Below are 21,212 nucleotides of genomic sequence, written 5' to 3'. Positions count from 1 at the left end.
AATTATTCTTTAAGCAATGCAATTCGCGCATTCACACTGACTTTAATTTTCTCTTTGCCACTTTGAGTGTAAGTTTCATCTTTTTCATCCGAGTAAGAGAAACTTTTTGCCATCATTGCCCCTGCGGCATAAGGGCGGAAATCATTCGCTGAATCATTGGCAGAAGATACGTCAAGGCTTTGTGTGTGATAACCTTTCATCTGCAAAGATTCTTGAATTAAGAGTGCTTTATCTTTAACTTTCGCTAAAGCTTCTTTAGTTAATTCCTTTTCTAAACTACTTAATTTCTCACGTGAAACAGACGCACTAACGCGATCAATGGCTAATACACCATCTAATTCATGCACTAAGGTTGATAACGCTTGAGAATCTTTACTTTCCAAAGTTAATTCTGCACGTGCAATCCAACCTTGTTGTTTGCCTTTATTGTCATAGCGAATCCAGGTATTACGAGAATTATCTTTAATTTCAACCGCACTTTGTGCTTTTGCCAACTCAATGGCTTTATTCATTTTTTCTGCCATAGTTTTATTGAGTGCAGATAAATCATTGCCTTCCGCTTGGTAAAAAAGGGAGACTTGCAATAAATCACGTTCTACCTCTCTTTCAGCTTCAACACTAAAGCTGACATCAGTTGGCTGATGAGGTACGGGTTCTGCAGCAAAAGAAGTGATAGGCAAGGCAAGTAATGCTAAAGAAAGCGCTTTGAGTTTCATTGTTTCATTCCTATTTTGGTAAGATAAAAATTAAGGGCGGTTTGACACGCCCTGTGTTATTATTAATGTAAACGTTATTAATGTAAACGTTCGTTGTCGTCTTCGACATCTTCATCGTCAAAAAATTCGCCGTCATCGCCGTATTCATCGTCCTCTGCATTCGGATCTTCAAAATATGTGCCCCAGCCATCATAAATGCCTTTGTATTTTTCGACTAATGGTAAAATTTCTTTTTGTTGTGCATCAATAATTTCAGGCTTTAATTCCACTTCACTGATGATGTCAAAACAGAAAATGACCTTGCCATTTTCATCTTCAAATTCTTCTGCTTCTGACACTTCATAGCCTGCTTTGAAAGCATCCACGGCAATTTTTTCTAAGGTATCAAAATCATAATGGGCGATATGATGTTCGATAATATAAAGGGCATCCGGATCGCTGCCGTCATTTAATAAATCCGTAATGATTTCACGGGTTTCTTCTTGGAGTTCGTTAAAGTTCGTCATAAGGCATTCCTTTTGTCAGAAAAAGTGCGGTCATTGTAGGGGATAAAGATGAAAATGTCGCTAAAAATTTATGCTCATTTCAGTTTGCCTTGAGGGGGCGGAAAGGTTAAAATTCTGCGCGAATAAATTGTGCTTAACATGCCCAGCTGATCACGCTATTTATTGCAGCGAAAAAAGTTGGGCTTTCTTATTTTAGAACGAAAAAAATGGTCAAACATCTCCCTTATTTCACCTTAAAAACACAGCCAAAAACAACCGCACTTTTAAAGCAAGAATTTGCTGATTTTATCGTTAAAGAAGATCTTGGCTATGAAATGTCAGGCGAAGGCGAATTTGTCGCGGTAAAAATCCGTAAAACGGATTGCAATACACTGTTTGTGGGTGAAAAACTTACCAAGTTTGCGGGTATTTCTGATCGAAATATGGGGTATGCCGGTTTAAAAGATCGTCATGGTATTACAGAACAATGGTTTTGTTTGCAAATGCCGGGGAAAGAAACGCCTGATTTTAGCCAATTTCAATTAGAAGGCGTCGAGATTTTAGAAGTGACTCGCCACAATCGTAAAATTCGTACTGGTAGCCTTCAAGGAAATGCCTTCGAGATTTTATTGCGTGACGCAAAAGAAAGTGACGAGTTGAATGAGCGCTTAAATTTTGTGGCGAAATACGGTTTCCCTAACTATTTTACCGAACAACGTTTTGGACGCGACGGCCATAATCTGACTCAAGCGATTCGTTGGGCGAAAGGGGAGATTAAGGTCAAAGATCGTAAAAAACGCAGTTTTTACCTTTCAGCGGCTCGCAGTGAAATTTTTAATTTAGTTGTGGCAGAACGAATTGAACAAAATGTGGCAGATCGGGTTCTAAGAGACGATATTGTGCAATTAAACGGATCGCACAGTTGGTTTAAAGCCGATGAAAATGAAGATTTAGCGGTTTTACAGCAACGTTTGAACGAGCAAGATATTTTATTGACTGCGCCTTTAATTGGCGAAGAAAATTTATCTGCAAGTGCGGTCGAAAATCAAGTGGTTTTAGAACACCAGGTTTTCCAAGAATTAATGAAACAAGAACGAATGAAAGCCGCTCGCCGCCCTTTATTGATGCAGGCAAAAGATTTCCATTGGTCGTTTGTTGAAGAAGGATTGAAGCTCTCATTTTATTTGCCGGCAGGGAGTTATGCCACTGCATTGGTGCGAGAGTTGGTGAATATTAAGGAAAAAGAATAATGCGAATTTTAGTCAGCAATGATGACGGTTTTCACGCCGAAGGGATTCAAGTTTTAGCAAAAGAATTACGAAAAATTGCCGATGTAGTGATTGTTGCGCCCGATCGTAATCGTAGCGCGGCATCAAGCTCATTAACGCTTGTTGAGCCGCTTCGCCCTCGTCATTTAGATAGTGGTGATTATTGCGTAAATGGCACGCCGGCTGATTGTGTGCATTTGGCATTGAACGGTTTTTTATCTGGCCAAGTGGATCTTGTGGTATCAGGTATTAATGCAGGTTGTAACATGGGTGATGATACATTGTATTCAGGCACCTTGGCTGCAGCATTAGAAGGTCGCCATTTGGGATTGCCAGCCATTGCCGTCTCTTTAGATGGTCGTCTGCATTATGAAACAGCGGCTCGCGTGGTGTGTGATTTGATTCCCAAATTACATCCTCAATTATTGAATAAACGCGAAGTGATCAATATCAATGTGCCAGATTTGCCTTACGAAGAACTCAAAGGCATTAAAGTCTGTCATTTAGGCTATCGCTCATCCGCTGCGGAAGTAATTAAACAAGAAGATCATCGTGGCGAAAATATTTATTGGATTGGACCATCAGGCTTGCCAGAATATGATGGTGAAGGTACAGATTTCCATGCGGTAAAAAATGGTTATGTCGCCATTACGCCAATTCAAGCCGATCTTACGGCTCATCAGTCAATTGCTGCTTTACAAGATTGGCTGGAAAGTGAATAATGTGCCGTTTTGAAACGAAATTTCCCTATTGAAGCAATAAAGGATAAGTGAATGAATATTTTTGGTGCGATGTATGATAAAACAATGCAATGGTCAAAACATCGCTTTGCCGTGTTTTGGTTATCCTTTGTGAGTTTTATTGAGGCCATTTTTTTCCCTGTTCCACCGGATGTGATGTTGATTCCGATGTCAATGTCAAAGCCGAAAAGTGCATTTCGTTTTGCACTTTATACTACGATTGCTTCGGTTGTCGGTGGAATGATTGGTTATGCTATTGGTTACTATGCCTTTGGTTGGGTTCAAGGTTATATTCAACAATGGGGCTACCAAGCTGCTTGGGAACAGGCCATGGCGTGGTTTAAAGAATGGGGCATTTTAGTAGTCTTTGTTGCTGGTTTTAGTCCAATTCCTTATAAAGTTTTCACGATTTGTGCAGGTGTGATGCAAATGGCATTTATCCCCTTTGTGATTACCGCATTTGTATCGCGTTTTGCTCGTTTTATTTTAGTGGCAAAACTTGCCGCATGGGGCGGAGAGAAATTCGCAACGAAATTACGTAAATCTATTGAAATCATTGGTTGGAGTGTGGTTGCTCTGGCTGTGATTGCTTATCTTATTTTAAAATAACAGGATGACCTTTTTTATGAATAAATTACTCTTAATTATCTCAAGTGCATTGCTGATCTCAGCTTGTACAGGAGAACCACAAAAACAAGATCCCGATGCATTACCTAATGGTATTATGCAACCCGTAGAAGGAACGGGAGCTGTTGCCGGTGGTAGCTTTATGCCGGAAATTGAAAAGAATTCGATGCCAAATCAAATGAAATAAATTTAATGTTAAAGGAAGAATAAATGAAAAAATCGTTTTTATTGCTCCCTGTGAGTATCGCTATTTTAACGGCGTGTAGTTCAAATAGCCCTGCGCCAATTGAAAATGTAGATGGCACACTTTCTCCAGGGGTAATGCAGCCTGTTGATAATAATTCGAGCGGTACATGGCAGCCAGAAATCCAACAAAATACGATGCCAAATACCATGGGCAATAGCGTGCCAACGGGAACTCAAACACCACAACCAAGTTTTCAACCGACTTATCAACCGGTTCAACAACCTGCTGCAGCACAGCCTAAACCAACGCCTGCTCCTGCACCGGTTCAACCACAAACTAAAACAGTAACTAAAACGGTTTCTGATTGCACTAGCTCTGGCGCAATCAACGTGCCGCGTAATCCAAATACCAATGCACCGGATTACAGCCAAATTCAAAAAGGTTCATACAAAGGAAATACCTATAAAGTAAACAAAGGCGATACCATGTTCTTAATCGCTTACTTGACGGGTATGGACGTGAAAGATTTGGCAAGCATGAACAATATGAAAGAGCCTTATAGCTTAAGTGTAGGCCAAACGTTAAAAATTTCAAATTGTTCAACTAAAACGGTTACTACGACTGTACCGGTAAAAACGACGGCACCAGCTGCACCGGCAGCCCCAGCTGAGCCAGAAGTGACTTATACACCAGGTGCGAACGGTACGCAAATTGGTTCTGATGGTACGGTAATTGGTCCAATTAAATCAGGTGTTGCAACAGGTGGTGCATCAACACCAGCGTTTACCAACAATACACCGAGCACACCGGTGACAACGACAACGCAAGTGGAAACTACTACGAACGATACACCGATTAATGCGAACGTTGTGGCTCCAGTTGCATCGAATGTGGCATGGCAATGGCCAACACAAGGCAACGTGATCCAAGGTTTCTCTAACTCTGATGGTGGTAATAAAGGGGTTGATATTAGTGGTTCTCGCGGACAAGCGATTAAAGCGGCAGCGAGCGGTCGTGTTGTTTATGCGGGTAACGCATTACGAGGCTACGGTAACTTAATCATCATCAAACATAATGATGATTTCTTAAGTGCTTATGCGCACAACGACAAGATCCTTGTGAGCGATCAACAAGAAGTGAAAGCGGGTCAAGAGATTGCGAAAATGGGTAGCACAGGAACCAATGCTGTGAAACTTCACTTCGAGATCCGTTATAAAGGTAAATCTGTCGATCCTGTCAGATACTTACCGAGAAGATAATCTTTTCTCAGAAAAAAGTGCGGTTAAAAATGACCGCACTTTTTGTTATACTCTCACCAATTTTTTCTCAATGCTTAGAATCTAAGGTTAATTCAATGCGTACAAGTCAATATTTATTCTCAACACTTAAAGAAACCCCAGCTGAAGCGGCCATTGTGAGCCATCAATTAATGCTTCGTGCAGGGATGATTCGTCCTCTTGCTTCAGGTCTCTATAACTGGATGCCAACCGGCTGGCGTGTGCTCCGTAAAGTAGAAAAAATCATTCGTGAAGAAATGGATAAAAGCGGCGCTCTTGAAATCAAAATGCCAGTCGTGCAGCCAGCAGAATTATGGGAAGAATCAGGCCGTTGGGAACAATATGGCCCCGAATTACTTCGTTTTGAAGATCGTGGTAATCGTCACTTTGTATTAGGTCCAACACATGAAGAAGTGATTACGGATTTAGTTCGCCGCGAAGTGTCATCATACAGACAACTCCCAATCAATTTATACCAAATTCAAACCAAATTCCGTGATGAAGTGCGTCCTCGTTTTGGTGTCATGCGTTCACGTGAGTTTATCATGAAAGATGCGTATTCTTTCCATGCGGATCATGCGAGCTTGCAACAAACTTATGATGTGATGTACCAAACTTACAGCAATATTTTTAATCGCTTAGGTTTAGATTTCCGTGCAGTACAAGCGGACACTGGTTCTATCGGCGGTAGCGCCTCACATGAATTCCAAGTGTTAGCAAATAGCGGTGAAGATGATGTGATTTTCTCTACTGAATCAGATTACGCAGCAAACATTGAATTAGCCGAAGCGGTGGCGATTGGTGAACGTGCCGCGCCAACGAAAGCAATGGAATTAGTTGATACGCCAAATGCAAAAACCATTGCTGAGTTGGTGGAACAATTCAATTTGCCTATTGAGAAAACGGTTAAAACCTTAATTGTAAAAGGTGCAAGCGAAGATCAACCGTTAGTGGCATTAGTGATTCGTGGTGACCATGAATTAAATGAAATCAAAGCGGAAAAATTACCTGAAGTGGCTTCACCATTTGAGTTTGCAGATGAAGCTGTTATCAAAGCCAAAATCGGTGCAGGTGTGGGTTCATTAGGCCCTGTTAATCTCAATATTCCAGTGATTATTGACCGTTCAGTGGCGTTAGTATCTGATTTCAGCGCGGGTGCAAACATTGATGGTAAACATTACTTCAATATTAACTGGGAACGTGATGTGGCGTTACCAAAAGTGGCGGATATTCGTAACGTGGTTGAAGGTGACCCAAGCCCAGATGGTAAAGGTACCTTATTGATTAAACGTGGTATCGAAGTGGGTCATATCTTCCAATTAGGTAAAAAATACTCAGAAGCGATGAATGCAACCGTTCAAGGTGAAGATGGTCGTCCAATGGTCGTAACCATGGGATGTTACGGGATTGGTGTAACACGTGTGGTTGCTGCAGCGATTGAACAGCATTTTGACGAACGCGGTATTGTGTGGCCAACAGATGAAATTGCGCCATTCACAGTTGCCGTTGTACCAATGAATATGCATAAATCTGAAAGCGTTCAAGAATATGCCGAAGAATTGTACCGCACTTTACAAGCACAAGGTGTAGAAGTGATCTTTGATGATCGTAAAGAACGCCCAGGTGTGATGTTTGCAGATATGGAACTTATCGGCGTGCCACACATGGTGGTGATTGGTGAGAAAAATCTCGCAAATGGCGAAATCGAATACAAAAATCGCCGCACCGGTGAAAAACAAATGATTGCAAAAGAGCAGTTGTTAGATTTCTTAAAAGGACAAATTAAAGCTTAATTAAGTCTTTGATGACTAAAAAGGAGATTGAGGCACACACTTCAATCTCCTTTTTTATTATCGATTAGATTAGTAATTACTTGAGGTAGCACCAGAAACACCCGTTACAATCGCAATGCCTGCGCTTGCGCCAATTCGAGTCGCACCTGCTTCAATCATTGCTAGTGCGGTTTGAGTATCACGAATACCGCCAGAGGCTTTCACGCCAATGTTGCCTACCGTTTTCTTCATTAATGCCACATCTTCTACGGTTGCGCCGCTTTTATTGAAACCCGTTGAGGTTTTAACAAATGCAACACCCAATGCTTTACAGATTTCACAGGCTTTTACGATTTCTTCTTTGGTGAGTAAGCACGTTTCTAAAATCACTTTAAGCGGCACGCCATGACAAGCGGTTAATACAGCTTGAATGTCGTCTTTTACGGCATCCCATTTATTGGATTTAATTAAGCCGACATTAATTACCATATCGATTTCACCCGCACCAGCTTTGATGGCTTCTTGGGTTTCAAACGCTTTGACTGAGGATAAGTTGGCACCAAGTGGGAAACCAACAACCGTACAAATTTTGACGTTTGAGCCAGCGAGTTTTTCTTTGGCTAAAGGAATATAACCTGAATTAATGCAGACTGAATAAAAGCCGTATTGAATGGCTTCATCGCAGAGCTTAAGAATATCTTGTTCTGTTTTTTCAGCTGTAAGGGTAGTGTGGTCAATATATTGTGCTAATTGTTTACTATCCATATTTTTTCTCCTTATTAAATGATGTGGTTATCATAGCAAAATATCTGTAATTTTGACCGCACTTTTCTGATCGATTACAATCCATTTATCCTAGAGCATGAAATTTTATTGTGAAACTTAAAACTTTATTAAAAAATGTAATTTCGCTCCTGCTAACATTGATTATCGTAAGCAGTATTCTCGATTTTATTCGTAAACCTAATATTCCACCTGAAATCAATGCGACGGCGCTTTATGATTTACAGGGAAATGCCTTCTTTTTACCCCAATTAGATCAAGCTAAGCCGACGATTATTTATTTCTGGGGGAGTTGGTGCGGCTATTGTCGTTATACTTCGCCAGCGATTAATTCACTTTCAGAAGAAGGCTATCCGGTAGTCTCTGTCGCACTGCGTTCGGGGACAAATAAGGACGTGGAGGATTATTTACAAACGCATCACTATCAGTTTACAACGGTGAATGATCCTCAAGGCAAGATTGCGGATCAATGGCAGGTGAATGTGACACCGACCATTATTATTTTAAATAAAGGAAAAATGGATTTGGCCACAACAGGCTGGACAAGTTACTGGGGCTTAAAAGTGCGGTTGTTTTTCACAGAGTTTTTTGGCTAAGCGGTACAAAATCTATTACAATACACAGACTTATTTTAAAGAGGACAGAATTATGATTATCGTAACAGGTGGCGCCGGCTTTATCGGCAGTAATATCGTTAAAGCATTAAACGATATGGGACGCAAAGATATTTTAGTGGTGGATAATTTAAAAGACGGGACTAAATTCATTAACTTAGTGGATCTTGATATCGCAGATTACTGCGATAAAGAGGACTTCATTGCGTCAATTATTGCTGGTGATGATTTAGGTGAGATCGATGCGGTATTCCATGAAGGCGCTTGCTCGGCGACTACTGAATGGGACGGTAAATACATCATGCATAATAACTACGAATATTCAAAAGAGTTATTGCATTACTGCTTAGATCGTCAAATTCCGTTCTTGTATGCATCAAGTGCGGCGACTTATGGCGACAAAACTGAATTCCGTGAAGAGCGTGAATTTGAAGGCCCATTGAATGTGTACGGTTATTCTAAATTCTTATTCGACCAATATGTGCGAGCGATTTTACCTGAAGCAAAATCACCAGTATGTGGTTTCCGTTATTTTAACGTGTATGGTCCGCGTGAAGGCCACAAAGGTTCAATGGCAAGCGTGGCATTCCACTTAAATAACCAAATCCTGAAAGGCGAAAATCCAAAATTATTTGCAGGTAGTGAACACTTCCGCCGTGATTTCGTTTATGTAGGTGATGTGGCACAAGTTAATATTTGGTGCTGGCAAAATGGCATTTCAGGTATCTTCAACTGTGGTACCGGCAATGCGGAGTCTTTCGCAGAAGTGGCGAAAGCGGTGATTAAATTCCATGGCAAAGGTGCAGTGGAAACCATTCCATTCCCAGAGCATTTAAAATCTCGCTATCAAGAATATACTCAAGCAGATTTAACGAAACTTCGCGCAACTGGCTACGACAAACCATTTAAAACTGTAGCGGAAGGTGTAGCTGAGTATATGGCGTGGTTAAATAAATAAAAATATTGAACAAATAATGTTGTTCAATACTAGAAAATGAATAAAGTGCGGTTAAAATTAGTCTTATTTTTAGCCGCACTTTTGTTATAAGGTCAAATATGAATATTTTAATTATCGGCCCGTCTTGGGTCGGCGATATGATGATGTCGCACAGTTTGTATCAACAACTCAAACAGCAATATCCAAATTGCCAAATTGATGTGATGGCACCGAATTGGTGTAAACCACTTTTAGCCCGTATGCCAGAAGTGCGTCATGCTATTGAAATGCCACTCGGACACGGCAAATTTGCCTTGTGTGAACGTTATCGTTTAGGTAAGGCATTGCGCAATCAATATGATATGGCGATTGTGTTACCAAATTCCTTGAAATCAGCCTTTATTCCCGCTTTTGCAAAAATTGCGGTACGTCGTGGTTGGAAAGGGGAAAGCCGTTATTTCTTGCTTAACGATTTACGCAATAATAAACGTGATTATCCTATGATGGTGCAGCGTTATGTCGCGTTAGCTTTTGAGCAAAATGCGGTACCTAAAGCGGCAGATATTCCTGTTCTAAAACCTTATTTAACCGTTGATCCCACTCAACAAGCGGAAACCTTAAAAAACTTTGAAAAACAGACCGCACTTTTAGGCGAACGTCCGGTTATCGGTTTCTGTCCTGGAGCTGAATTTGGCCCGGCAAAACGTTGGCCGCATTATCATTACGCTAAATTAGCGGAAATGCTGATTGAAAAAGGCTATGCCGTGGAATTATTTGGTTCACCAAAAGATGTGGAAGCAGGAGAGCAAATTCGTAATGCATTACCAGCCGAGCTACAATCATTTTGTTTAAATTTAGCGGGACAAACAAACCTGAATCAAGCGGTAGATTTAATCGCTAACTGTACGGCAGTGGTGAGCAATGATAGCGGCTTAATGCATATTGCCGCTGCGACAGATCGTCCATTAGTTGCGCTTTATGGCCCAACGAGCCCAACTTATACGCCACCATTATCAGATAAAGCCGTGATTATTCGTTTAATTGAAGGCGATTTAATTAAGGTACGTAAAAGTGCAGATAGCTCGGAAGGGTATCATCAAAGTTTGATTGATATTACACCTGAAATGGCATTAGAAAAATTAGAGGCATTATTAGCAAAATGAACCCTCTCCGTATACATTTACAATTAATCGGAATGGCGATTTTATGGGGTGCATCTTGGCCTTGGGGGCGAGTGGTTGCCCAAGCTATGCCGACATTTGTGGCTTCAAGTTTGCGATTTTTGTTCGCGATTATTCCGCTCATAATTTGGTTATATGTGGCAAATCGCTTTAAATACGCGAAACAACTAAGGGCAAACCAATGGATAGGTTTGTTTGTGACTGCCTTTTTCGGTGTTTTTGCCTATTCCACGTTTTTTATCTGGGGACTGAAATATCTTCCTGCAGGGCAAGCTGCCGTTATTGTGGCAACAAACCCAGTTTTCACGACGCTTTTGGCAATTTTTTTATTTAAAGAAAAATGGAATCGATGGGTAATACTCGGAATGATTATTGCCATGAGTGGATCGTTATTAGCTCTCACAAAAGGAAATTTTTCACAAATGATGGATTCCTTTGGCTTTGGGCAAATATTATTAATTGGGGCGCTAATTTGTTGGGTCGTTTACACCTTATTGGCGAGAAAAGTACTCGCGGGAATTGATTCGCTCACCGCAACCACCTTATCTTCTATTTTTGGTTTTTTATTGTTATTTATGAGCGCGTTATGCGTGGAAAGTGCAGACGATTGGCTTACGGTATTGAATTTATCTCAAGGTGAGTGGATCAGTTTGCTTGGCCTCGCATTTGGTGCAACAGTATTAGCCTATGCATGGTATTTTGATGGGGTGAAATACTTAGGGGCAGGTAATGCCTCAGCTTATATTATTCTTGTGCCAATTTTAGGGATTTTATTCTCAGCCGTTTGGTTGAATGAACAAGTGGATTCATCCTTAATTATTGGTGGTATTTTAGCTGTATCAGGTCTCGGTATTATGCACTGGGGAAGAAGGTTAATTAAATGAAAGTATGCGTGATCAAAACGTCTTCTATGGGAGATGTAATCCATACTTTGCCGGCATTGACTGATGCACAGCGTGCTATTCCTAATCTCTCTATTGATTGGGTGGTGGAAGAGAATTTTGCCGAAATTCCTCGTTGGCATTCGGCAGTGAAGCAAATCATTCCAATCGCCTTAAGACGCTGGCGAAAATCGCCTTTTTCGGCTCAGACCAAAAAAGAGTGGAAATCTTACCGCACTTTATTACAAGCCAATCAATATGATGCAGTGATTGATGCACAAGGACTTTTTAAGAGTGCCTTTTTTGCGACACGCTTAGCTAATGGCGTTAAACATGGCTATGATCGCGAAAGTATCCGAGAACCAATTGCCTCCTTGTTTTACGATAAAAAATACGCGATTTCTTATCAACAACATGCGGTAGAACGTATTCGTCAACTTTTTGCACAAGCATTATCTTATCCATTACCGAAAGAGAAAGGGGATTATGACATTGCGCGTCATTTCATTTCCGCAGATTCTATCGAACCTTATGTGATCTTTTTTCATTCTACGACAAGAGATGAAAAGCATTGGCCAGAACATGAATGGCGAAATTTAATTGAAAAACTGACCGCACTTTCTGTTCAGGTTCGTTTGCCTTGGGGAAATGAAAAAGAAAAGGCGAGAGCCGAGCGATTAGCTGTCAGCTTATCTCATGCAGTTGTTTTGCCTAAGCTTTCATTGCATGAATTGGCTGAACAAATTGCCAATGCGAAAGCCGTGGTATCGGTAGACACAGGTCTTGCCCATTTGACTGCCGCACTGGATAAACCAAATATTACGCTTTATGGCGCAACAGATCCGACCTTAATTGGCTGTTATGGTCAAAATCAGCATTATTTAACAGCGAATTCAATGGAAAATATTACCTCAGACCAAGTATTTTCTGCGCTAAATTTATTAATTAAATAGGCGATAAAATAATCAAAAATATATTTATCTGAATTGATTTTAGTCAAAAAATTGCCTATTTTCTGATAGTTGGGAAAATTTAAGATTGACACATTCTGGTTCTGGTGTATAGACTAAAAAAGTTCAATTTTTTATTAACTTCATTAAATCATAAGGAAAGCGTTATGAAAAAAACACTTCTTGCTTTATCTGTAGCGGCATTAGCAGCAGGTTCTGCACAAGCTTATAACTTCCACATTGACCAAACTGGTACAGATGTTGATTTTTACGGTTCTTTACGTGTTAAATGGGAAAGCACCTCTAACAAAACTAACTATGTAGCGGGCGGTGAAAGCAAAGAGCACATCAACCATGCAGTTGATAACGATGGTTCACGTTTTGGCTTTAAATTAAAACAAAGTTTAGGTGGCGATTTCTATGCTTTAGGTCGTGCGGAATGGCGTATGCGTGGTGAAGCGCCTTCACAACATGATTTTGACCATGTTTATACTCGTCAACTTTATGCTGGTTTTGGCCACAAACAATTCGGTGAGTTAACTTACGGTAACATGGTAACTATCACTGATGAAGTAACACAAAGTGATTTAGCAAATACTTATAGCTTGACTGATGGTTTATTAGAGACTTCAGCTCGTCGTGTAGCACAATATGTTTATAATGGTGACTACGGCTCAAATAAAGTGAAATTTGGTGCGTACTATGGCGGTTCAAGCAAACGTGACATCAAAAACGTAGATTTAAAAAATAACCGTAAAAACACTTGGGGTACAGGTCTTATCTTTGATCATGAAATTGATAGTATCCAAAATGTAACTGTCGCAGCAGGTTTCACTCGTGAAATTTCTGAAAATGCTGACAAAACAGCATACTACAGCAATGCTTATGCTTTAGGCTTAGCATATAACTTTGTTCACACTACTTATGGTTTAGACTTTGCTCACAAAGATACTAAAAATAAAGATGGCGCAGGTAACAAGGTAAAAAATAATGAAGTAACCGCAGTAATTCGCCAAGGTTTAAATGAAGACTGGAACGTATATGCAATGTATTCTTATAAAACTGAGAAAACGTTACCTGTGGGTTCTGCATATTCCAAATCAACAGATCGCCAATTCTTAGTGGGTACTGAATACTATGTGTATAATCAAGGTTCATTAAAAGTTAAACCATTCATTGAATGGCAAGCGACTCGTACTAAATACGAGAATACCTTTGATGACGCAGGTAAACAGCTTGATCGTAGCCGTGATTTCAAAACTGTTATCGGTTTACGTGCATACTGGTAATTTATCAGTTTAATTTTATAAAGTGAGCGGATAGTGAAAGCTATCCGCTTTTCTTTTTGGCTTGTAATTTTGATTTTCACCCCCATAATACTGCTCAGGCGCAAAGTGCGGTAACAAAATGACATCTTTTTTGAATGTTTACGATTTATTCGAAAAATTGACCGCGCTTTTTACTCAAAGAATAAATAGGAACAAATAATGAATTACACTCAAGACAATGACAAACTTTACCGCTACCTTTTCCAAAACCGTGCCGTGCGTGGTGAATGGGTGCGATTAAATCAAACTTTTACTGATACGTTGAATACTCATCATTATCCAAAAGCGGTACAAAACTTATTAGGTGAGATGATGGTGGCGACTAATTTATTGACTGCAACATTAAAATTTAACGGTAATATTACTGTTCAAATTCAAGGTGATGGTCCATTAAAATTAGCTTTAGTAAATGGTAATGACCAACAACAGATCCGTGCATTAGCACGTGTACAAGGCGATATTCAAGACGGTATGAGCCTTCATGATATGATCGGCAAAGGCGTATTAGTGATTACGATTGCTCCAACTGAAGGTGAGCGGTATCAAGGCGTTATCGGTTTAGATAAACCAACGATTACGGAATGTTTAGAAGACTATTTTGTTCGTTCAGAACAATTACAAACTCAGCTTATTATTCGCACGGGTGAATATGAAGGCAAACCAGTTGCTGCAGGAATGTTGCTACAGATTATGCCGGATGGCCAAGGTACACCAGAGGATTTTGAGCATTTAACTACGTTAGCTGCAACCGTAAAAGATGAGGAGTTATTTGGATTACCCGCAGAAGAATTGCTTTATCGCTTATATCACGAAGAAGTGGTGGAAGTTTTTGAACCACAATCAGTTTCTTTCTTCTGTGGTTGCTCACCTGAGCGTTCAGGGGCAGCATTATTACTGATTCCAGAAGCTGAAATTGAGGAAATCTTAGAAGAGCATAAAGGCAGCATTGATATGCAGTGTGAATGTTGTGGCACGCATTACTTCTTCAATAAAGAAGCAATCAATAAACTCAAACAAGCCCAATAAGAAAAATTCCCGTTCATGATGACGGGGATTTTTTTATGGTTTTTTATTGTTGAACCTGTTCCAAACAATGTTTGATGGCGTCCGGAATCGAGCCACCATGATTTTTATTGGGGATAGAAACAAACGTCACGGAATTACCTTGTTTTTCCAATATTTCCGCTAATTGATGTGCATTGAGCGTTCGCATTTGTTTCCGTTGATTAATTCGTTGTAATTGTTCTTCAGTCATATTTGGATCCTGCTCAGGATGTTCTTCATAATAGCCTAATGTAATCAGGATATGTGATGGTTTTTGGCTAATCCATGGCTCATTTTGAGGTAAAAATGAGCCATTTCCCCACCAAAGAGAAGGGCTTGCCAAGGTGTAATATTGAAATAAATCTGGTTGATGGAAGAGCACGTACAATCCAAATAACCCACCAAAAGAATGCCCAAAGAAATATTGTTTTTCCTTATTGATATCAAAATGTTGCTCAATATAAGGTTTTACGTCTTGTTGAATAAAACGTAGAAAATCGGCGGCTTTTCCTCCTTTGGCGAATTCAGCACCTTCTGCAGGAAAAGTGTAGTCTCTCGTGCGTTCTTCAATGACGTAAGCTTTATCAGATACATAACCGATACCGACAATAAGGGGGAGCGGTTTGTTAGGATTGACAGCATTCACTGCTATTGGAAATTGAGCGTTACCATCTAGCGTATAAAGTGCGGTCAGTTTTTTCGACGTTTTCGGTGGAACAGCAATAAACAAACGATAATGCTTGCCTTCAAAAGTAAAATCTTTTTGTTGAATTTGATACATTTTTTTCATGCTTTCTTGAATAGGTGGAATCTTAAAATCAGGTTCTGCTTGCGTGCTTTGCGTAAACATCAGCAGACAAAATAAAAAGGGTAAACGCAGAAATGAGAACATGGTTATCGAGCCTTGAGTTGATAATGGTTCTCACTATATAGGAAAAGTAAAGGTGAAATCAACCGCACTTCATCTTGGATCTCAAAAACACCCTAAAAATAGGTAGAAATTTCTAATGAATGTTCAAAAATTTGATCTAGTTAACATTTTTTTTCTGGCAATTCCCCTACAATAAACATAGGAAAAATTTTTAGACTTTAATCAAGAGGTGAACTATGACTGACATTAAAAATGTAATTAAAGAACTTGAAGCCGTTGGTATTCATGATGTAAAAGAAGTGGTTTATAACCCAAGCTATGAACAACTTTTTGAAGAAGAAACAAAACCCGGCTTAGAAGGCTTTGAAAAAGGTACGCTTACCACAACTGGCGCGGTGGCTGTTGATACAGGGATCTTTACCGGTCGTTCACCGAAAGATAAATACATCGTTTTAGATGATACCACAAAAGATACTGTGTGGTGGACTTCTGATGTGGCGAAAAACGATAACAAACCAATGACTCAAGAAACTTGGTCAAGCTTGAAAGGTCTTGTGACTAAACAACTTTCTGGCAAACGTTTATTCGTGGTTGATGGTTTCTGTGGTGCAAGTGAACAAGACCGTATCGCGGTACGTATTGTGACTGAAGTAGCATGGCAAGCACACTTTGTGAAAAATATGTTCATTCGTCCGACAGAAGAACAATTAAAAACCTTTAAACCAGATTTCGTGGTAATGAATGGTTCTAAATGCACCAACCCGAACTGGAAAGAACAAGGTTTGAACTCTGAAAATTTCGTTGCATTCAACTTAACTGAGCGTATCCAATTAATCGGTGGTACTTGGTACGGCGGTGAAATGAAGAAAGGTATGTTCTCAATGATGAACTACTTCCTACCACTTAAAGGTGTAGGTGCAATGCACTGTTCTGCTAACGTAGGTAAAGACGGTGATGTAGCAATTTTCTTCGGTTTATCAGGTACAGGTAAAACCACCCTTTCTACCGATCCAAAACGTGAATTAATCGGTGACGATGAGCACGGTTGGGATGATGTAGGTATCTTCAACTTCGAAGGTGGTTGCTACGCGAAAACTATTCATCTTTCTGAAGAAAATGAACCAGATATCTATCGTGCAATCCGTCGTGATGCGTTATTAGAAAACGTAGTGGTTCGTGCAGATGGTTCAGTTGATTTCGATGATGGTTCTAAAACTGAAAATACTCGTGTGTCTTACCCAATTTATCACATTGATAATATTGTTAAACCAGTGTCTCGTGCTGGTCACGCAACGAAAGTCATTTTCTTAACTGCGGATGCATTCGGTGTGTTACCTCCAGTGTCTAAATTGACACCAGAGCAAACCAAATACTACTTCTTATCTGGTTTCACCGCTAAATTAGCCGGTACAGAGCGTGGTATTACTGAACCAACTCCAACCTTCTCAGCATGTTTTGGTGCGGCGTTCTTAACCCTCCACCCAACACAATATGCTCAAGTTTTAGTTAAACGTATGCAAGCTGCTGGTGCAGAAGCGTATTTAGTTAATACCGGTTGGAATGGTACAGGTAAACGTATCTCAATCAAAGATACTCGTGGTATTATCGATGCAATCTTAGATGGTTCTATCGAAAAAGCAGAAATGGGCGAGTTACCAATCTTTAACTTAGCGATTCCAAAAGCATTACCAGGTGTAGATCCAGCGATCTTAGACCCACGTGATACTTATGCAGATAAAGCACAATGGCAAGCTAAAGCTGAAGATCTTGCAGGTCGTTTCGTGAAAAACTTCGAAAAATATGCGACTAATGCAGAAGGTAAAGCACTTATCGCAGCAGGTCCAAAAGCTTAATTAGATTAGTATCTAGTTAAAATATCGATAAAAAATAACCGCACTTTGGTTTACAAATCAGAGTGCGGTTTTCTTTATCCTTTCGACATAATGAGAGTAGACTAAATATAAATAAGTGTCATCAATATGGTTGATACCATAAAGATAAGTTTGCGATTTTGAATCAGCTGAGTGAAAACATCTATAAAAATAACCGCACTTTGGTTTCAAAACCAAAGTGCGGTTTTTTATATTAAGATTTTTGCGAGCTATTCTTTTGCTACAGTGAGAATAGACCAAATATAAGCCAATATAACCAATACCGCAGAAACAGAAAACATTATGCTTATCACATCAACGAAAAAGAAACTTTCCAGAATCGGTTTAGTGAAGATGCGTTCTGCATATCTCGCGACAAAAGTGATGATATAAGCCCATAACCCCCAGGTGATTATATCGAGTACAAAGCTTTTGGCTTTAATCAGCAAGGGAAGGCTGCTACCTTTATTAATTACCATCAATTGTTGTAAAGTGGCGGTTGCCATTGTTTAAACTCCTCTGTCAGGGCTTGTCCAGACAGCTAGCTTGGACTTGTTTCTAAAAATCGCTTTTGGGATTCCAATGAGTAACGTTACAGTATTGAGTAACCAATAAACGTAGGGATACCAAATGCAGGAAATTCCATATTGGATTAATCCTTTTTCATAACGTGAGTCAATGTATAAGCTTAAGAGACACTGTAAGAAGAAGGAAAAAAACATGATCGAGATATTGATTTCAAACAACTCCATGTTTTGAATACCTATACCTAAAGCAATCTTGCGGTATAGTGCAAGAGCCGCGAGTGCAACCAATAAGATTGCCCAAGTTGCGGTAATGAAATATTCTGCATACATAGGCCATAGGCGACGGTTTTTCCAGCGCCAGACCTGTGGGAAATATTTGAGGATGGTTTCTGCACCACCCTGTGCCCAACGCAAGCGTTGTTTATATAATCCGCGCAGGCTTTCGGGCATTAATACCCAACATAAGGCACGGGGTTCATACATGATGTTGTAACCGGCCGTTTGAATTTTCCAGCTGACATCAATGTCTTCCGTGATCATATTGGTGCTCCAGCCACCAATTTCTTCCATCACATCTTTGCGGAATAGACAACATACGCCGGATACCGTGAAGATCGTTCCCATCAAGCTTTGAGCTCGTTTGATTAAACCGATAATGGAGCTAAATTCAGACACTTGTAAACGTCCCAAGATAGTACTGCGGTTACGTACGCGTGGGTTGCCAGTAACAGCACCATAAGCACGGTTTAATTCGAGGGATTGCACCATGTAGTCGATCGCATCGAAATCTAATACGGCATCACCATCAATACAGGCTACATATTCACCTTTAGCAACTAACAAACCATGATTTAATGCGCTGGCTTTACCTTGGTTTTCTTGGTGAAGCGCCACGATGTGCTCATCAGCTTTTGCCCAACGATCAATAATTTCACCCGTGTTATCTTTACTGCCATCATTGATAAAGATCAGCTCATAGTTTGGGTATCGAAGTTGAAGCAAGTAAGGAATAGCTTCATCTAGGTTGTCCCCTTCGTTGTAGCAAGGCACCATAATGCTGACCATTGGCACGCGTTCTTTGGGCATTTGTTGGAAAGTTGGTTGCCCAAGTTTTCCTTCCATAAAAAGGTAATAACACAAACTTGCCGTCACCCAATATATTGCCATTCCAGCAGGATACATGAATACGAAAATACTCACTGCTTCTAAGAATTGTTGGTTCATGATCAATCCTTATTTTTTTCCTGCATTCGTATTTACAGAAAAATACGGTTTCATTTTGTTCAGATCCGGCTGATTAGTTAAAAAGTTATCTGGATAGTAGCCATAGCTATAAATATGATTTTTTTGTAATAGCATCATCCAATCAATCAATTCGGATTCAGGAATTGGCTTTTGAGTTCGCCAATTCACCGCTTGGAATTCAAATAAGACTTTATCTAATGGTGCTTGGGCTTTCACATTTTCAATGAGAGAGGCAAACCATTGATAGGCTTCTTCTTGTGAAATCGGCTGCTCATTTTCCATGTATGGCATCGCCATAATGGCCGTCGTGTCGTAATTGTCAGTGAGCGTTTTTAAGTTTTGTGCCAACCATTCTTCTGCATTGGGATTGGTGATCACTGATGCATAAAGATTACGAGCCGTTTTAAGAGAATATGAACCACGCAAGAAATAAGGTTTTAACGCATCAGTGAGTTGATGGGTTAATTGGATTAAATCTTGTGTTTTTTGTTTTGCTTGTGGGCTAACTATGCCTTCAGCGTGATTGCCTTCTGCGCCTTCAAAATCGGTTAGGAACGCATCATCATGGAATAAAATGCCATTAAATTTGGCGTAGAATGACAAATCGTTATAAATGGATTTAATGATTTCAACATTCTGTTTGTTATAAGGTGAAAGGCGTAAATAAGCCTTTGTTGAAGGCTTGCCCGTGCGGCTATCAATGACATATTCTGCCTCTTTTACGCTTTTGCGTAAATCAAAGGCGAGTACAGGCATCCAGGCGTAGACTTTTACGCCTGCGCGTGTTTGTAATTGCCAAGCAATTCGGCCAAAAATATCATCTCGTACAGGAAGATATTTATTGGGGAAATACAAGGCATCGGCTACACCATCCCCATCAGGATCGGAGAAAGCTTGAAGATAAACTGTCGTCACACCATAGCGATAGATGCGGTCGATTAACTTATCAAGGTTTTTGGCTTGCTGAGCTTTATCCGCATCATAGACATAATCTAAATCAACATGCAGTACTCGTTGAATTTGTTTGCTTTCATCAATGCCATCAAGATAGTTTTTAACGGTATTTAGATCGGTTTCTGCATTAAGTAATAAGCGTCCAATATGTTTATCGCCAACTTTATTGATGATTTTTTCACCTAATGAGAAATAGTGTGGCATTCCTGCTTGTCGTGCAAGTTGCACAGCAACATCATTAAATTGTCCATAAGGCCACACCATTACACGTGGTTTCTTACCGATATGATTGACTAACGTTTGAACAGAACGAGCAAAATCAGATTTCAATCTGTTTTTGTAGGCATCTTCTGTTTCATATTTTCCATTTTTATATTCAGGCGCAATCACTGAGGGTAATTGGCCACCAGATGGGTTAGCATTAATACCGTTATGAAGATTATGAGTATGTGAGGCTACTTCAACGAGCCCACTTTGTTCCATTTCTTTGACTTGCGACCAAGTGGCAAAAACAGAACGATCTAGCATTTTATCGGCATAAGTGATTTTTTGATTTGCCGGTGTATCCAACCAGCCTGTCACTGGCGCAAAAACAGCAGGGTAGTGATAGGCCTTTAATAGAGGAAAGACCACGTTATACATGGTTTCATAGCCATCATCGAAGCTTAGCAATACCGCATTATCAGGTAATGTGCCTTTACCATTTTCAGCATCGATAACTTGCTGCCAACTGATCACGTTGTATCCGTTTTCTTTTAGCCAATTAAAATGTTTAATTAAGGTTTGGGCTGAAATCGTTTGAGGAAAATAATGTTTTTGATTTTCAGCCGCACTTTCATCTACAACAGAGTGATAAGCTAATACGCCATAACGATCTTGCGCAAAGGCAAAAGCCGAAAAAAGGGAAAGCGTGCAAATAATGATTTTTGCAAAATGTTTTAGAGATCTCATAAA

General features: G+C 40.0%; 21 protein-coding genes. 14 read left to right on the top strand and 7 right to left on the bottom strand.

All coding sequences use genetic code 11. The features are described from left to right. Positions 1-2 precede the first annotated feature (2 nt). Positions 3-716 (bottom strand): SIMPL domain-containing protein, encoded by a 714-nt coding sequence (locus INP95_RS01675; protein ID WP_197560782.1) that lies wholly within the window; start codon positions 714-716, stop codon positions 3-5. A gap of 77 nt (positions 717-793) precedes the next feature. After that, positions 794-1,222 carry a ribonuclease E inhibitor RraB gene (gene rraB / locus INP95_RS01670; protein ID WP_049363970.1) on the bottom strand — a complete coding sequence of 143 codons (429 nt, stop codon included), beginning with the start codon at positions 1,220-1,222 and terminating at the stop codon, positions 794-796. 206 nt (positions 1,223-1,428) lie between these two features. Here rraB and truD point away from each other — a divergent pair, with 206 nt between their 5' ends. The 6 genes from truD to proS all read left to right on the top strand — a co-directional run bounded on the left by truD (position 1,429) and on the right by proS (position 7,093). Further along, positions 1,429-2,451 (top strand): tRNA pseudouridine(13) synthase TruD, encoded by a 1,023-nt coding sequence (truD, locus tag INP95_RS01665; RefSeq protein ID WP_197560781.1) that lies wholly within the window; start codon positions 1,429-1,431, stop codon positions 2,449-2,451. After that, complete coding sequence (gene surE, locus INP95_RS01660) at positions 2,451-3,191, top strand: 5'/3'-nucleotidase SurE (protein ID WP_197560780.1); 741 nt, start codon at positions 2,451-2,453, stop codon at positions 3,189-3,191. The genes truD and surE overlap by 1 nt, the downstream gene beginning before the upstream one ends. Before the next feature lie 51 nt (positions 3,192-3,242). After that, complete coding sequence (locus INP95_RS01655; protein ID WP_197560779.1) at positions 3,243-3,818, top strand: YqaA family protein; 576 nt, start codon at positions 3,243-3,245, stop codon at positions 3,816-3,818. A gap of 16 nt (positions 3,819-3,834) precedes the next feature. After that, positions 3,835-4,023 carry a hypothetical protein gene (locus INP95_RS01650; RefSeq protein WP_049363974.1) on the top strand — a complete coding sequence of 63 codons (189 nt, stop codon included), beginning with the start codon at positions 3,835-3,837 and terminating at the stop codon, positions 4,021-4,023. A 23-nt stretch (positions 4,024-4,046) separates the two neighbouring features. After that, positions 4,047-5,282: a murein hydrolase activator NlpD gene (nlpD, locus tag INP95_RS01645; protein ID WP_070714362.1), complete on the top strand. Its 1,236-nt coding sequence runs from the start codon at positions 4,047-4,049 to the stop codon at positions 5,280-5,282. Between the two features lie 95 nt (positions 5,283-5,377). Next, positions 5,378-7,093, top strand: coding sequence for a proline--tRNA ligase (gene proS, locus INP95_RS01640; RefSeq protein WP_197560778.1), 1,716 nt, complete (start codon positions 5,378-5,380; stop codon positions 7,091-7,093). A 69-nt stretch (positions 7,094-7,162) separates the two neighbouring features. Here the strand turns inward: proS and deoC are convergent, their stop codons facing one another. Then, a complete protein-coding gene (deoC, locus tag INP95_RS01635) occupies positions 7,163-7,837 on the bottom strand; it encodes a deoxyribose-phosphate aldolase (RefSeq protein WP_197560777.1) in 675 nt (224 codons plus the stop codon). A gap of 110 nt (positions 7,838-7,947) precedes the next feature. Here deoC and INP95_RS01630 point away from each other — a divergent pair, with 110 nt between their 5' ends. The 7 genes from INP95_RS01630 (at position 7,948) to hslO (ending at position 14,772) form a co-directional block, all read left to right on the top strand. Further along, a complete protein-coding gene (locus INP95_RS01630; protein ID WP_197560776.1) occupies positions 7,948-8,451 on the top strand; it encodes a protein disulfide oxidoreductase in 504 nt (167 codons plus the stop codon). Between the two features lie 52 nt (positions 8,452-8,503). Continuing rightward, a complete protein-coding gene (rfaD, locus tag INP95_RS01625; protein ID WP_197560775.1) occupies positions 8,504-9,427 on the top strand; it encodes an ADP-glyceromanno-heptose 6-epimerase in 924 nt (307 codons plus the stop codon). A 98-nt stretch (positions 9,428-9,525) separates the two neighbouring features. Then, on the top strand, positions 9,526-10,569 hold the full coding sequence (waaF, locus tag INP95_RS01620; protein ID WP_193451575.1) for a lipopolysaccharide heptosyltransferase II: 1,044 nt from the start codon (positions 9,526-9,528) through the stop codon (positions 10,567-10,569). Then, positions 10,566-11,471, top strand: coding sequence for a DMT family transporter (locus INP95_RS01615; protein WP_197560774.1), 906 nt, complete (start codon positions 10,566-10,568; stop codon positions 11,469-11,471). The genes waaF and INP95_RS01615 overlap by 4 nt, the downstream gene beginning before the upstream one ends. Beyond that, entirely contained in the window at positions 11,468-12,421 is a 954-nt protein-coding gene (gene rfaC, locus INP95_RS01610) for a lipopolysaccharide heptosyltransferase RfaC (RefSeq protein WP_197560773.1), read from the top strand. Before INP95_RS01615 ends, rfaC begins: the two co-directional genes overlap by 4 nt. Positions 12,422-12,585: 164 nt before the next feature. Continuing rightward, positions 12,586-13,707, top strand: a complete 1,122-nt coding sequence (locus INP95_RS01605) for a porin (protein WP_049381432.1) — start codon at positions 12,586-12,588, stop codon at positions 13,705-13,707. A gap of 198 nt (positions 13,708-13,905) precedes the next feature. Continuing rightward, a complete protein-coding gene (gene hslO, locus INP95_RS01600) occupies positions 13,906-14,772 on the top strand; it encodes an Hsp33 family molecular chaperone HslO (protein WP_049381434.1) in 867 nt (288 codons plus the stop codon). Between the two features lie 43 nt (positions 14,773-14,815). Here hslO and INP95_RS01595 read toward each other — a convergent pair whose 3' ends face one another. After that, entirely contained in the window at positions 14,816-15,640 is an 825-nt protein-coding gene (locus INP95_RS01595; RefSeq protein ID WP_049381443.1) for an alpha/beta hydrolase, read from the bottom strand. A gap of 257 nt (positions 15,641-15,897) precedes the next feature. On the opposite strand from INP95_RS01595, the gene pckA reads away from it, so the two are divergent. Then, positions 15,898-17,514 carry a phosphoenolpyruvate carboxykinase (ATP) gene (gene pckA, locus INP95_RS01590; protein ID WP_197560772.1) on the top strand — a complete coding sequence of 539 codons (1,617 nt, stop codon included), beginning with the start codon at positions 15,898-15,900 and terminating at the stop codon, positions 17,512-17,514. A gap of 248 nt (positions 17,515-17,762) precedes the next feature. On the opposite strand, the gene INP95_RS01585 is transcribed toward pckA, so the two are convergent. The 3 genes from INP95_RS01585 to pgaB are packed head-to-tail and all read right to left on the bottom strand — an operon-like array spanning position 17,763 to position 21,209. Continuing rightward, the gene (locus INP95_RS01585; protein WP_049369877.1) at positions 17,763-18,038 is read right to left on the bottom strand and encodes a hypothetical protein; all 276 of its coding nucleotides are present in this window, start codon (positions 18,036-18,038) and stop codon (positions 17,763-17,765) included. 3 nt (positions 18,039-18,041) lie between these two features. Next, entirely contained in the window at positions 18,042-19,283 is a 1,242-nt protein-coding gene (gene pgaC / locus INP95_RS01580) for a poly-beta-1,6-N-acetyl-D-glucosamine synthase (protein WP_197560771.1), read from the bottom strand. A 9-nt stretch (positions 19,284-19,292) separates the two neighbouring features. Continuing rightward, positions 19,293-21,209 (bottom strand): poly-beta-1,6-N-acetyl-D-glucosamine N-deacetylase PgaB, encoded by a 1,917-nt coding sequence (gene pgaB / locus INP95_RS01575; RefSeq protein WP_197560770.1) that lies wholly within the window; start codon positions 21,207-21,209, stop codon positions 19,293-19,295. Between the last annotated feature and the right edge of the window lie 3 nt (positions 21,210-21,212).

It is taken from the genome of Haemophilus parainfluenzae, from assembly GCF_014931375.1.
Taxonomy (GTDB): domain Bacteria; phylum Pseudomonadota; class Gammaproteobacteria; order Enterobacterales; family Pasteurellaceae; genus Haemophilus_D.
This window is presented reverse-complemented; position numbering and strand designations above follow the sequence as displayed.

Bases quoted from the DNA above. Each gene is read 5' to 3' on its own strand.
- INP95_RS01675 (WP_197560782.1), bottom strand. From the start codon at position 716: ATGAAACTCAAAGCGCTTTCTTTAGCATTACTTGCCTTGCCTATCACT.
- rraB (WP_049363970.1), bottom strand. From the start codon at position 1,222: ATGACGAACTTTAACGAACTCCAAGAAGAAACCCGTGAAATCATTACG.
- truD (WP_197560781.1), top strand. From the start codon at position 1,429: ATGGTCAAACATCTCCCTTATTTCACCTTAAAAACACAGCCAAAAACA.
- surE (WP_197560780.1), top strand. From the start codon at position 2,451: ATGCGAATTTTAGTCAGCAATGATGACGGTTTTCACGCCGAAGGGATT.
- INP95_RS01655 (WP_197560779.1), top strand. From the start codon at position 3,243: ATGAATATTTTTGGTGCGATGTATGATAAAACAATGCAATGGTCAAAA.
- INP95_RS01650 (WP_049363974.1), top strand. From the start codon at position 3,835: ATGAATAAATTACTCTTAATTATCTCAAGTGCATTGCTGATCTCAGCT.
- nlpD (WP_070714362.1), top strand. From the start codon at position 4,047: ATGAAAAAATCGTTTTTATTGCTCCCTGTGAGTATCGCTATTTTAACG.
- proS (WP_197560778.1), top strand. From the start codon at position 5,378: ATGCGTACAAGTCAATATTTATTCTCAACACTTAAAGAAACCCCAGCT.
- deoC (WP_197560777.1), bottom strand. From the start codon at position 7,837: ATGGATAGTAAACAATTAGCACAATATATTGACCACACTACCCTTACA.
- rfaD (WP_197560775.1), top strand. From the start codon at position 8,504: ATGATTATCGTAACAGGTGGCGCCGGCTTTATCGGCAGTAATATCGTT.
- waaF (WP_193451575.1), top strand. From the start codon at position 9,526: ATGAATATTTTAATTATCGGCCCGTCTTGGGTCGGCGATATGATGATG.
- INP95_RS01615 (WP_197560774.1), top strand. From the start codon at position 10,566: ATGAACCCTCTCCGTATACATTTACAATTAATCGGAATGGCGATTTTA.
- rfaC (WP_197560773.1), top strand. From the start codon at position 11,468: ATGAAAGTATGCGTGATCAAAACGTCTTCTATGGGAGATGTAATCCAT.
- INP95_RS01605 (WP_049381432.1), top strand. From the start codon at position 12,586: ATGAAAAAAACACTTCTTGCTTTATCTGTAGCGGCATTAGCAGCAGGT.
- hslO (WP_049381434.1), top strand. From the start codon at position 13,906: ATGAATTACACTCAAGACAATGACAAACTTTACCGCTACCTTTTCCAA.
- INP95_RS01595 (WP_049381443.1), bottom strand. From the start codon at position 15,640: ATGTTTACGCAAAGCACGCAAGCAGAACCTGATTTTAAGATTCCACCT.
- pckA (WP_197560772.1), top strand. From the start codon at position 15,898: ATGACTGACATTAAAAATGTAATTAAAGAACTTGAAGCCGTTGGTATT.
- INP95_RS01585 (WP_049369877.1), bottom strand. From the start codon at position 18,038: ATGGCAACCGCCACTTTACAACAATTGATGGTAATTAATAAAGGTAGC.
- pgaC (WP_197560771.1), bottom strand. From the start codon at position 19,283: ATGAACCAACAATTCTTAGAAGCAGTGAGTATTTTCGTATTCATGTAT.
- pgaB (WP_197560770.1), bottom strand. From the start codon at position 21,209: ATGAGATCTCTAAAACATTTTGCAAAAATCATTATTTGCACGCTTTCC.